The 11,907-nt window shown below is 40.6% G+C and carries 13 protein-coding genes; 7 read left to right on the top strand and 6 right to left on the bottom strand.

Annotated elements, in window-relative coordinates:
* The first annotated feature begins 57 nt into the window (after nucleotides 1-57).
* Both S4054249_RS18155 and S4054249_RS18150 read left to right on the top strand, forming a co-directional pair.
* Nucleotides 58-1,836 carry a GGDEF domain-containing protein gene (locus S4054249_RS18155; RefSeq protein ID WP_187301404.1) on the top strand — a complete coding sequence of 593 codons (1,779 nt, stop codon included), beginning with the start codon at nucleotides 58-60 and terminating at the stop codon, nucleotides 1,834-1,836.
* 215 nt (nucleotides 1,837-2,051) lie between these two features.
* A complete protein-coding gene (locus S4054249_RS18150) occupies nucleotides 2,052-2,849 on the top strand; it encodes a substrate-binding periplasmic protein (protein ID WP_230851876.1) in 798 nt (265 codons plus the stop codon).
* 6 nt (nucleotides 2,850-2,855) lie between these two features.
* On the opposite strand, the gene S4054249_RS18145 is transcribed toward S4054249_RS18150, so the two are convergent.
* The 5 genes from S4054249_RS18145 to S4054249_RS18125 form a co-directional block, all read right to left on the bottom strand.
* Nucleotides 2,856-3,470, bottom strand: coding sequence for a hypothetical protein (locus S4054249_RS18145; protein ID WP_187301393.1), 615 nt, complete (start codon nucleotides 3,468-3,470; stop codon nucleotides 2,856-2,858).
* Between the two features lie 25 nt (nucleotides 3,471-3,495).
* Nucleotides 3,496-3,654, bottom strand: coding sequence for a hypothetical protein (locus S4054249_RS26650; protein ID WP_155401372.1), 159 nt, complete (start codon nucleotides 3,652-3,654; stop codon nucleotides 3,496-3,498).
* Between the two features lie 346 nt (nucleotides 3,655-4,000).
* Entirely contained in the window at nucleotides 4,001-5,632 is a 1,632-nt protein-coding gene (locus S4054249_RS18135) for a methyl-accepting chemotaxis protein (RefSeq protein WP_046355629.1), read from the bottom strand.
* 149 nt (nucleotides 5,633-5,781) lie between these two features.
* Nucleotides 5,782-6,492 carry a 16S rRNA pseudouridine(516) synthase RsuA gene (rsuA, locus tag S4054249_RS18130; RefSeq protein ID WP_046355628.1) on the bottom strand — a complete coding sequence of 237 codons (711 nt, stop codon included), beginning with the start codon at nucleotides 6,490-6,492 and terminating at the stop codon, nucleotides 5,782-5,784.
* 47 nt (nucleotides 6,493-6,539) lie between these two features.
* Nucleotides 6,540-6,869, bottom strand: a complete 330-nt coding sequence (locus S4054249_RS18125) for a 5-carboxymethyl-2-hydroxymuconate Delta-isomerase (RefSeq protein WP_046355627.1) — start codon at nucleotides 6,867-6,869, stop codon at nucleotides 6,540-6,542.
* 192 nt (nucleotides 6,870-7,061) lie between these two features.
* Between S4054249_RS18125 and S4054249_RS18120 the strand changes: the two genes are divergently transcribed.
* The 5 genes from S4054249_RS18120 to S4054249_RS18100 all read left to right on the top strand — a co-directional run bounded on the left by S4054249_RS18120 (nucleotide 7,062) and on the right by S4054249_RS18100 (nucleotide 11,564).
* Entirely contained in the window at nucleotides 7,062-7,847 is a 786-nt protein-coding gene (locus S4054249_RS18120; RefSeq protein ID WP_046355626.1) for a hypothetical protein, read from the top strand.
* Nucleotides 7,840-8,463, top strand: a complete 624-nt coding sequence (locus S4054249_RS18115) for a LysE family translocator (protein WP_046355625.1) — start codon at nucleotides 7,840-7,842, stop codon at nucleotides 8,461-8,463. The genes S4054249_RS18120 and S4054249_RS18115 overlap by 8 nt, the downstream gene beginning before the upstream one ends.
* Nucleotides 8,464-8,471: 8 nt before the next feature.
* Complete coding sequence (locus S4054249_RS18110; protein WP_046355624.1) at nucleotides 8,472-8,972, top strand: gamma-glutamylcyclotransferase family protein; 501 nt, start codon at nucleotides 8,472-8,474, stop codon at nucleotides 8,970-8,972.
* Nucleotides 8,973-8,984: 12 nt separating this feature from the next.
* A complete protein-coding gene (locus S4054249_RS18105) occupies nucleotides 8,985-10,550 on the top strand; it encodes a serine hydrolase (protein WP_230851875.1) in 1,566 nt (521 codons plus the stop codon).
* Nucleotides 10,551-10,646: 96 nt separating this feature from the next.
* Nucleotides 10,647-11,564 carry a histone deacetylase family protein gene (locus tag S4054249_RS18100; RefSeq protein ID WP_046355622.1) on the top strand — a complete coding sequence of 306 codons (918 nt, stop codon included), beginning with the start codon at nucleotides 10,647-10,649 and terminating at the stop codon, nucleotides 11,562-11,564.
* Between the two features lie 5 nt (nucleotides 11,565-11,569).
* On the opposite strand, the gene S4054249_RS18095 is transcribed toward S4054249_RS18100, so the two are convergent.
* Entirely contained in the window at nucleotides 11,570-11,872 is a 303-nt protein-coding gene (locus S4054249_RS18095) for a hypothetical protein (RefSeq protein ID WP_046355621.1), read from the bottom strand.
* Nucleotides 11,873-11,907: the final 35 nt, after the last annotated feature.

Genomic DNA, 11,907 nt, shown 5'->3' with positions numbered 1-11,907 from the left:
CTCGATTATTAAACACTTGAATTGAGTTTGGTTGTTTCAGTGGACTCCTTATACGTCATGTTGGATGACATATTGCTAAAAGAAGCTGTATATCCAATGTTTCAACCCATTTTTGATATCGCAAAAGAACAGATACTTGGATTTGAGGCATTGAGTCGCGGTAGTATTAACAATGAGTTGATACAGCCAGATAAGATGTTTGCAGCGGCCAGTAAATATGATCGATTATCTGAGCTGGAGTTACTTTGCCGTAAAAAAGCCATTGCGCAGTTTGCAGCATTGAATCTCCCCGGAAAACTGTTTTTGAATGTAAGCCCCAAGGCTTTACTTGACCCACATCACCCTAAAGGTGAGACTCTGCATCTTATCGAAGAAGCAGGCTTGAACTGTAACCGAGTAGTGATTGAGGTGACAGAGCAAGATAAAGTGGACGACGGTTTCTTATTACTTAAAACGATTTCTCACTATCGCCAATTGGGTTTTAAAATTGCAATTGATGATTTAGGTGCTGGTTACTCAGGGTTGAAGCAGTGGTCAGAACTTTGTCCCGACTTTGTTAAAGTGGATCGATATTTTATTGATTATTGCGATCAAAGCATTGTAAAAAGAGAGTTTCTTAAATCTATTATTGAATTGGCTAAAGCCACTAATACCGCGGTAATTGCTGAAGGTATTGAGCGTGTCGAAGAACTAAAGTTACTCAAAAAAATGGGGATAAAAAATGCCCAAGGCTTTTTGTTAGCAAGACCAAGCTCTGCATCTAGCGATTTAAAAGTTAACCCCAGCGACATTCTTAACGCACAAATTCAATCGGAACCAACCGCGAATAAATTTGAGCAATCAATGGCAATTGGTTGGCTTGCTCATGATGTACCTGCAATTCATATGAGCACACAATGCTTGGATGCTCATCGTCGATTTGAGAAAAATAAGGGTCTGACGAGTATCGCGGTATTAAATGACTTGCACCAACCTGTAGGGTTATTGCACCGGGACCAGCTTACTGAAGTATTTGCAGCACCTTATGGTCATGCACTTTTTGATAAAAAGTCGGTTATTAAGCTCATGGATAAACAGCCGCTCATCGTAGATGAGCAGCAGCAATTGGACTTTGTCAGCCAACTGATCACCGAAAATGAGTTTGATATTAGACGGCATATTGTAATCACAAAGGAAGGCGAATATATTGGCCTGGCTCCCCTTAGAGATATTTTGAAGCATATTACCGAAGATAAAATACGTCATGCGCAGCATGCAAACCCGCTCACTATGTTGCCTGGCAACGTCGCAATAAATGAAGCGATTGAGCAACGACTTCGTGCTAAACATGAGTTTTCACTTGCTTACGTCGATCTAAATCATTTTAAACAATTTAACGATCTTTATGGTTACGCCAGTGGAGACAGTGTCATAAAATTATTAGCCGATGTTACACTGCAAGTATGTCAACATAGTCAAAGTTTTGTTGGTCATATAGGCGGAGATGATTTTATGGTTGTTTTTGACCAAGCAGATGCTGAGTCACTCTGTCATCAGGTAATTGAACAGTTTGAGGTAAGATCTAAATCGCTATTTACTCCTGAGCATGTCGCAGCTGGGGGTTACTGGGCTACAAATAGAGAGGGGCAAAAACAATTCGTTCCTTTGTTAACCTTGTCCATTGGGCTTGTCAGCCCTGATGTAGAGTCTTGCAAGAATAGCCATCAGGTTGCTGCACTTGCAACAGATGCGAAAAAGGAAGCAAAGCGCTACCGAAATAGTTACCTGTTTGTTTGCAATAGGCGTAAACCGAGTGCGCCAATGGTTAGACTTGAAACGGCAGCGAATCATAGTTGATTAACCATTTGGGTGTAACTTATATGGGTGTTTAACCTGTTGAGAATAGCTTGTGCTATTTTTGCAACTAATTTGATTTCCTAGCGCAACCTTATTGCTTTGAGAATATAAATTGTGAAATATATATACTTAAGGCGAAGAGAAATTCTGTCTAAGTGTATATATAGTAATTAATAACGTCGTAATTACCGAGCAACTTAGCAAGTGTGGGGAACATGATGATCAAATATTTCGTAGGGCTGTGTTTGTTGACTTTAGCCTGTGCTGGCCATGTTAAAGAAGACATTAAAGAAACCATTTACGTTGCCAAAGAGCAACGCCCGCTTTATGACCGAGATTTGTTCCTCTACGAGTTATTGCAGCAAGCCTTAGATGCTGCCGATTACGACGTAAATATCGAGCATGTCAAAGTCCACCCTCATCAGCAGCGTACACTTATGGCACTTAATAAAGGGCACGTGGATCTGCACTGGAGTATGACTAGCCCAGCGAGAGAAAAGTTGGCTATCGCAGTTAAGTTTCCTTTATTCGATGGGTTGATTGGTAAGCGTGTTCTTATTATTCATAAAGCGCAATATGAACGCTTTAGGCGTGTTACGGAATTAGCGCAACTGAGTCGTTTTATCGCGGTACAAGGTCATGATTGGCCAGATACAAAAATACTATCAAGCAATGGATTGAATGTTAAACCTATCGTTAACTACCAAGCCATGTTTGATATGGTAATGAAAAAAAAGGCAGACTATTTTCCGCGCTCAATTGTTGAGGCGCAATCAGAACTCATTAACCAAAATAACAATGAACTTATGATAGTGCCTGATTATTATTTATCTTATCCAGCAAGGTTCTACTTTTTCGTTAATAAGGACAAAGCAGAACTTGCAGAGAAGTTAGAGCTTGGACTTTCTAAGCTAAAAAGTTCTGGCGCTTATAACGAGCTGTTACAGCGCTATTTTGACTTACACATATTGGCAAATAGCCATATGTTGCCTTTATCAAACCCTTTTGAGTAATCGCTTTTAGCGCCTAATCGAAGGAACTTTAAAGTCGTAAGCTTCTTTATAGCTTAAAAATGTAAGGACAACTAATACACCGCAGAATATTGAATAATTTAGGTATCCTGTTACATCAAACGCATAGTAGAAAAAGGTCATATCATACCCTTTGCCATTACGGATATAGTTTTCGATTAATGCGAAGAAGCTAATTGCAGCACTAATTAAACATAGCCAAGGTAATATACTGTCCGCAAAAGTGTATCTAATTTTATGTTTTGGGAATAGCCGCTTAGAAATTTCAACTCGGTACGTTAATGGGACCAAGATAATCAGCTCTTTGAGTAAATGCACACCGTAAATTAAGCTGTTTTGGATCAATCTATCACCAGGTGTTGAAACCAAACTAATTAACCCTGTAGTAAAAATAATATTTTCAAATAGTACGGGGATCATCGCAATAAATGCAATTGAACATATGTTCACATCTCTTAGTCTGTGCCCAATTAAAAATACGAGTGAAATAATGGAAATATAGGCGAGAAAAAAGAAGTAGGTCGCGTCTTGAATTATAAAGATCACCACTACCATTACGACATAAGGTAGTAGTAAATCTTTGAATGCAAATTGTTTTGCCATATATAATGCTTATTTTAGAAACAAATTAAGGTTTTTGTTTGGGCTTTACTTGCCCTGAACTGCTGGAGTTTGCAATAAGCATGCATTGTTGGGAGTTTCTCCCTACTGAAAAAGGGTCCGCTGGACCTAATAAACCTGAACCGCCTGCAATTAAACGGCATTGTTTGTTAGCAATCATCTTCATAGTGATTATCCTTATTTCATTATCGTCTAGTCAGCTAAATGAATGTCAGACATTCTCTTATTTCCCATGGCAAAAGGCACAACGCATAGCCTTAACAGCTTTACCAGAAGAAGTGTCACCAAATAATTAAAAAGAACCATTAGTAGCGGGTTTCATCGTACTTTATGGTAGTTTTTAAGCGGTCGACTCAATGAATTTAACACCAAATAATTTAGAGTTAAACATTTTTTTACAAAAAAATAAGATGCTAAATTCAGGCCAATTTGTGAAAGAAATTACCCAAAATAGAAAAAGTTATGCGTACCTATTCTATTTTGGAAAGCCGTTTAATGATAAAACTGTGATATTAAAGCTTAAATTTAGCCATCTCACTTTCTAACTGAGCCGCTTGAGCTTTAATGCTGTCAGTTGCTGAATGTGCTTGTTGTGACACATTGGCTGTCTGAGAGGCTGTATCAGATATGTTCACGACTCTTTTGGCTGTATCTTCTCCAGCAGTTAATTGCTCTTTTGCGGCTAATGCGATTTGATCACTCATCTGAGAGATTGCACTTAAAGAGGTTGCAACGCTGCGTAGTGCCTCGCTTGCTTCATTTGACATAGTCACTGTTTTTTCACTGGTCGCAATACTTAACGAAACGGAGGATTTGGCGTCTTGAGTGGCTGCTTGCAAGTTGCCTATCATTGTGTGGATCTCTTCTGTACTGGACTGTGTACGCTGTGCTAGCTGACGTACTTCATCTGCAACCACCGCAAAGCCGCGCCCTTGTTCTCCCGCTCGTGCAGCTTCTATGGCGGCGTTGAGTGCAAGTAAGTTAGTCTGCTCAGCAATGCTTTGAATGACACTTAAGACATTGGCAATGTTATTGACTTCTTCATCTAATGTCTGAATATTGTTTCCGGCACTATCAATTTGTTGTTCTAACAAAGCAATTGCTTCACTGGCATTAGATGTAAGCCTATCAGCATTCTGCCCTTGATTTTCGGCTTCTTGTACAGAAAAAGCGGCTTGCTCGGCGTGTTCAACAACAGTTTGAGCAGATGCTGTGAGTTCTGTGATTGCTGAAGCCACCATTTGTGTTTCTTCACTTAAACTTAGTGTCAAGTTTTCTAAGTCGTTGGAGCGGGCTTCGCCATCATAGCTTTGTTCTTTTAATTTATCACTGACTGTCATCAGCCCACTTACCACCCCTTTTAAACCATCCTGCATGTAGTGCATGGCAGCCATAATGCTATAATCTTTAGCATTTGAGGTATCAATTCGTGAGGTAAGATTGCCGTGAGAAACATGCCTAACGATATCGAGAACTTCATTTAGTTCTGCCCCGAGCTTGTTAGATAATGACAGACCATATCGTGTTACGGTGAATGTCAGTGCAACGGCGATAATCAGTGACAGGGTTAATAGCCAACTCGCGGTTTCCCAGTACCTTTCATCCACTTCTTTGTAGCTGATCCCGGTGCCTACATACCACCCAAATAAAGATGTTTTTTGTACCACAGAGGTGAGGTCAACAACTTCGCCATTTCTTTCTGAGTTCCAGTGATAAGTAATGATGCGATTGGTTTTATTCCCCACTTTCTGTTCAACTAATCTACCGATGCTGTTACCTTGTGCATCTTTAAAGTCGTTGAAGCTTGTTCCGTGTAGTTGAGGATCGTGTGGGGCGGCCACAAAGTTTAATTGCTCGTCGACAACGTAAACATATTCTGAGTCGTGGTATTTATTTTCTCGCAGTATTTGTGCTGCTAATTCTTTGGCTTCGGCTTCAGATAAAACGCCAGATTTTGCAAAGTGCTCAAATTGTTCGACAATATTTACAGTGCTTTTCATAAGCTGGTTGATACGCGCAATATTATCTGTTTCACTAGCGTGACGGAGTGATTGAAGCCCGAGTACCGCAATGGAAATTAAGGCGATAAAAATTGCTATAGCGAAAAATATGATTTTTAATCTTAGAGTCAGGGTTGAAAACACAATATGCACCTTAGCAGAGTCAGTTAAAAGTTGATGGCACTCTTATACCTTTATGATTTATCATGTTTGAGCGCGCTATGTAAGTAGGGCTTAACCGTATATAAGTAAAAATTAGATGATTTTTCCTCATATGACGACCCTATCTCTACCTATTTTGCATTGATTATGTCGACTTCCTGTTGAGTTAGGTGCCGATATTCACCCATAGCGAGATTGGGATCTAGTATGATATCGCTAATTTTTTCTCTATGTAATTCAACAACATGATTGCCTACAGCAGCCAGCATACGCTTCACTTGATGGTATTTTCCTTCACAAATCGATAGCCTTAGAGCGTATTTGTCGATGGCTTGTGCAAGTGCTGGGCGAGTATGTTGTTTTTCGTTATGCAATGCCACACCTTGGCGCAGTTTTTCTAAACAGTCTTCTGTGATTATTTCTTTTGTTTCAACAAGGTATGTTTTGAATTTCTCCTTTTTAGGCGATGTTATTTGATGTGACCAATCGCCATCATTGGTGATCAGTACCAGCCCTGTTGTATCTATATCAAGTCGACCCGCGACATGAAAATTTTTTAAGTTAGGTTCATTAAGCAAGTCAAAAACAGTAGGGTGTAGCTCGTCATGGTTGGCGCAGATATAGCCTTGTGGTTTATTGAGCATGAAATATCTTTTACCTAAATATTTCAGGTGTTTACCGCTTACTTCAATGAGGTCGTCAGCGTGGATTTGAGTGTCACTTTTTTTAGTTACTTCACCATTTATAGCCACCGCTCCTTTTTTGATCAGGATTTTTACTTTACTACGTGGAAGCTCGTTTATGTGACTAACAAATTTGTCTATACGACATGGAAATTTCATTTAATTAACCTTACTGCTGGTATGAAAAGATGCATATTATGAATCATTTAATTTTTTCGATAAATAGCAGGGTCTAAATCATAAGGGTGAACACTCAAGCTGACGGTCTCTGGTAGTAACTTTTGTAGTGTTGATAGTATATTCTCACTGAGCATTTGTTTTTGTCGCAGTGTTCTTCCAGCCAATAAATGTATCTGAATATGCACAAAGTCATGTCTACCATCGCCAATAATAGATTCAGAAAATGCAATTCGCCTTGTTTTTATGGTTTTTTCATCAAATAAGCCGGTTTCCACAGTACTTTGGTGAATGGAATAGGTTAATTCTGAAAGGTCAATAGTTAGTGACTCAGAGTGTTCAATGACGATATGTGGCATTTTGGTATCCTATATGATTAAACAAAGTCTTATCATATTGTTCTTCATATATTTAGCCAAGCGACAAATGGTCTGCTTACTGGATTATTAAAAGCAAGTTAATATGGCATTTTATCCTCCGCTGCCTTGCTTTAACTCAATAGCCCTTGATAAGGTGTTGAGTTATTAATATACCGTTGTGTTGATGTATACATGTTATCTATTTTTAAACCTAAACCATTGTTAGAGGCACCGGAGTCACAATCTCTGATTGAACTGTTTTTATGGTCGGTAGAGCATTTTGATAGTGAATATTTTTTGCAGCATACTCAGGTTGTTCAGCCAACAGAGCAGTATTTTCCTGATCGTGTTAGTAGCGTTGAAGAAATGGCACAGTCTGTTTTTCAGAGGGTAAGAGATTATGCCGGTTTAACTCAGTGGCCGATAGCGTTGACATCGCCGAGCATGATGCCAATGCAGCAATCGTTTCCACACTTTTCTTTAGCGGGAGGGCTACGAGGAAAAGGCGTGACTGTTGTGACTCCTCCCGGTTTACCCGTGCAACTTTCTTACAACCCGAATCAAATTAATCAACCTCAAGATTTAGTTGCCAGTATGGCAGGGAGTATGGCGCTGATGTTGATTCATCAGGTTGGAAAATTACCGCCTGGTGGGCAGCAAAACTTACCTGTAGCTGCTGATGTGTTGGCTATATTTATGGGGTTTGGCACCATGATATGTAATACCGCCTATCATTTCAGAGGTGGGTGTGGGTCTTGTTATAATCCATATGCGAACCGACAAGCTGCGTTGAGCGAACAGGAAAGCATATTCTTGCATGCTTTGGTTTGTCATTTAAAAGGGGATGACAAAGGGGGAAAGCACCTTAAACCACATCTTAAAGGTCTGTACAAAAAAGCTCAGAAGCAGTTAAAGAAGATATTACAAACATCTGCTGATCCTATGCTTTTGGCGCTTGAGGATAGAAGTCGTGTTTGAATATGTAGACGAGTTTTTAATTATTGCAGTAGCACATTTTTTAGCGGTTGCGAGTCCTGGGCCTGATTTTGCTATCGTCTTAAAACAAAGTGTTCAGCAAGGTAGAAGAAACGCTTTGTTTACGAGTGCGGGGGTCGGTTTAGGGATTTTTGTACATGTCTCATACTGTCTGTTGGGAGTTGCATTAGTATTGTCCAAATCGCCAGAGTTATTCAATATATTTAAATATATGGCCGGGGCGTATTTGGCTTATATGGGCATACAAGCACTGCGCGCCAAGAAAAATACTGCTCCAGAGCAGTCTATCGAAGCTACATCGATAGTTGAGTCTGATTTTAAAGCCTTGCGACGTGGTTTCTTGGTTAACGCACTCAACCCAAAAGCAACACTGTTTTTCCTTTCGTTATTTACCTTGATGATTGATCCAGATACACCACAGGCAGTACAAATTTTCTATGGGTTGTATATGGCGATGGCGACATGGATCTGGTTTTCCTTCTTGTCTGTGGTTTTGTCTAGGCCTCAAGTTCGACGTTTTTTCCATCGTGCTGGACATTGGTTCGATCGTGGCATTGGTGTTGTGCTATTGCTTTTGGCAGTGCGAGTGGTTTTATAGGTGCGTAAATGAATGCGAGAGAGTGTTTATATTTTGCTTATGGTTCCAACCTGTCATCGCTGAGGCTTAAAGCTCGCTTGCCTCACGTCCGTTTAGTCGGTAGCGCGATATTATATGGATATCGGCTTACTTTTGATATGTTAAGTACAGATGGTTCCGCTAAGTGTAATATCGTACAGGGAGCGCATGAGGATATTGTTTATGGTGCAGTGTATGCGTTGACTCAATCTGAAATTAGTCGATTAGACGCGATTGAAGGTGCGCGATATGCGCGTGTTCAATTGGATGTAGCGATGCACAGTGCAAACACCGCAGCTGTATACTGCTACGTGGCCAATACATTCGTAAGTAATGAATTACCTTTTGAATGGTATACAAACCATGTGCTTGTAGGTGCTCAAGAGCATGGCTTTCCTGAGTTTTATATTGAAAATATCAGGGCTCAAAAAAGCACGAAAGATGTAGATAAAAGTAAACACGCATCGGAATTAGATATTTATAATAGATAAGGCAATATGGATATGAGAAAAGCTCTTTGGCGCACATTGTGCTGTGCGACGACTTTGTTGATGAGTAGTAGCGTTGTCGCTTTAACGGCACCTCAGTTGGCTGAAGTAGAGAAATCGGTGCAGCAAGCCATGGATAGCTTTGCAATTCCCGGTCTGGCAATTGGGATTGTAAACAATGGGAAAGTCGTTTTAGCAAAAGGCTATGGCATAAGACAGTTTGGCAAAGTCGGCGAGGTGGATGAACATACCTTGTTTGGTATCGCGTCTAACAGCAAAGCATTTACAGCAACAGCTTTGGCAATGTTGGTTGAGGAAGGCAAGCTGGATTGGGCAGATCCTGTCATAACTCACTTACCTGAATTCCAACTGTACAGCCAACACCTGACGGAACAAATGACGATTCGTGATTTACTCAGCCATCGCAGTGGGCTTGCGTTAGGTGCCGGCGATCTCATGATCTGGCCAGACACGGATAAGTCGACAAAAGACATTCTTGCAGGGTTAAAATATATCAAACCTGTCGCACCATTACGCACTGAGTATCACTATAATAATTTGATGTTTGTGGTTGCCGGAGAGGTTGTCGCGAGAGTAAGTGGTCTAAGTTGGCAAGAGTTTATTGAGACGCGAGTTTTTCCTCAAGTAGGTATTAAGAATTCCCATGCCTCTTTCTCTCGCATTGATAAAGCGAATAAAAACTTTGCAACTGGCACAATTAAGTATGACGGTCAGTTAGAAGAGTTTGTGGGTGACTATTTAGAAGACTTTCGCGGTGCTGGTGCTATTGCGTCTAATGTTTCGGATATGACTAAGTGGTTACAAACACAAGTCAATGAGGGTAAAACGCCGCTTGGGAAGCAGTTAATTAACCGAGAAACGCATCAGTACCTATGGCATCCGCAGATTATGCGTGTACCAAAAGAAGCAGATCGCATTGCATTTCAGCAAGACTTTAAGGGTTATGCACTTGGTTGGGCTGTAGAGAGCTATTTTGGCTATAAACGAGTTGGCCATATGGGGGGGATTTTAGGTATGGGATCACAGGTTGCGATGATCCCTGAAAAAGGTTTGGGCGTGGTGATTTTGTCTAACCAACATGCTTACCCCGCAATTCGTGCAATCACCAATGAAGTATTTGAGCAAGCGCTAGGATTGGAGCCGCGAGATTGGGTCATGCAAAGCTATCAAGCGTATAAGGAAAAACGCGCTTCACTATATTCTGAGCTAGGCCCAAAAAAGGTAGCGTCCAAAACAGCAAGCCTGCCGCTTAGCAACTATACAGGAACGCTTAGAAGCCCATGGTATGGTGATGTAATCGTTGAAGAAATCGCCGGAAAACTGCACATCGACTTCACGCATACAAAGGCGCTCAAAGGCATACTACACCATCATGACGGCAATATATTTGTAGTAAAGTGGCATGAAAAGTTGCTAGAAGCTGATGCTTATATTCACTTTAAGCTAGATGATAAACAACAAGTAAACAGCGCAGATATGGAGTGGGTAAACCCTAAAATTACAGATTTTAGTTTCGATTTTCATAATCTAGGTTTAGTGGCTGTTACTCAACCACAGTAATGTGCAGCTTATTGATAAAAATATCAAACCAAAGTATCAGGGCACTCTATAAAGTGCTTTGATACACTGTCAATTCAGGTTTTTAAGGACAGTGATATGCGCACAGCTATTATATCTCACCCTCTTTGTCGCAGGCACAAAATGACTGCTGAACATCCAGAGTGCCCCCAACGTTTGGATGCTATTTCGGACCGTATCCTTGCATCGGGGTTAGACATTGCTGTGACGCATTTGATGGCGCCAAAAGCGGATGAGTCCCACTATGCGCTTGTGCATGATACTCAGCACATCGAACAGGTATTATCGTCGATACCTGATCAAGGGTTGATAGATTTGGATGGTGATACCTCATTATGCAAAGACTCTTTAAAGGCCATTGAGCGCGCAGTAGGTGCTGGTATATTGGCTGTTGATGAAGTACTTGATGGTCGCCATGACGCTGCATTTTGCTCCGTCAGACCTCCCGGACATCATGCAGATAAAGATAAATCTGCCGGATTTTGTGTTTTTAACAATGTAGCGATTGCTACTAAATATGCACAAAGTAAAGGGGTAAAACGCATCGCCATTTTAGATATCGACGTCCATCATGGAGATGGCACTCAAGCGATTGTTAAATCTGATCCTAATGTGCTCTTTTGCTCTTTATTTCAATACCCTTTTTATCCTAATACTGAGATTGAAAACACCGACACGGTCGTAAATTCTCCTTTGCCAGTGGCCAGCGATGGCGCTGATCTGCGTGCATTATATGCTCAACAATGGCTGCCGAAGTTACAACAGTTTCAACCAGAACTGATATTTATTAGTGCAGGGTTTGATGCACATTTGGAAGATGACATGGGGGGGCTTAAGTTTGTGGAAAGTGATTATGCGTGGTTTACCCAGCAAATTGCACTTTTAAACAATGAGCTTAATTGCCGGGGGATTATTTCTTATTTAGAGGGGGGATATGATTTATCCTCTTTAGGCCGCAGTGTAGAAACGCATATCCGTACCCTTGCTGAATTCTAGTCGGCTCATAGCGTCGCTTTCATTAAGTTAAATACTTGTTCTATAGCTGTAATTTGTATTTTTGCTGTGCAGCATTGCCCCTCAGAGACGAGTTTTTGTTGCACTAAAAGCGTTAAATCATCATAGTTATAGGGGGCTTTTTGTTCACCGTCAAGTGCTTTAAAATTTCCATCAGGATATATGCAGGTTGCTGTTTTAATTTGATTTTCAGACAAGTAAAAGAGGCTTTCTTGCATTCCTTCCTCACTGTCAATGTACTCTATACTTTGGTCGAATATCAGCACTAATGGGTATGATTTAATCGTCATTTTTTGTTCTCAGTCAAAGTTAGCGACAGGCAGCT

It is taken from the genome of Pseudoalteromonas luteoviolacea (assembly GCF_001750165.1).
GTDB lineage: Bacteria > Pseudomonadota > Gammaproteobacteria > Enterobacterales > Alteromonadaceae > Pseudoalteromonas > Pseudoalteromonas luteoviolacea_G.
This window is presented reverse-complemented; position numbering and strand designations above follow the sequence as displayed.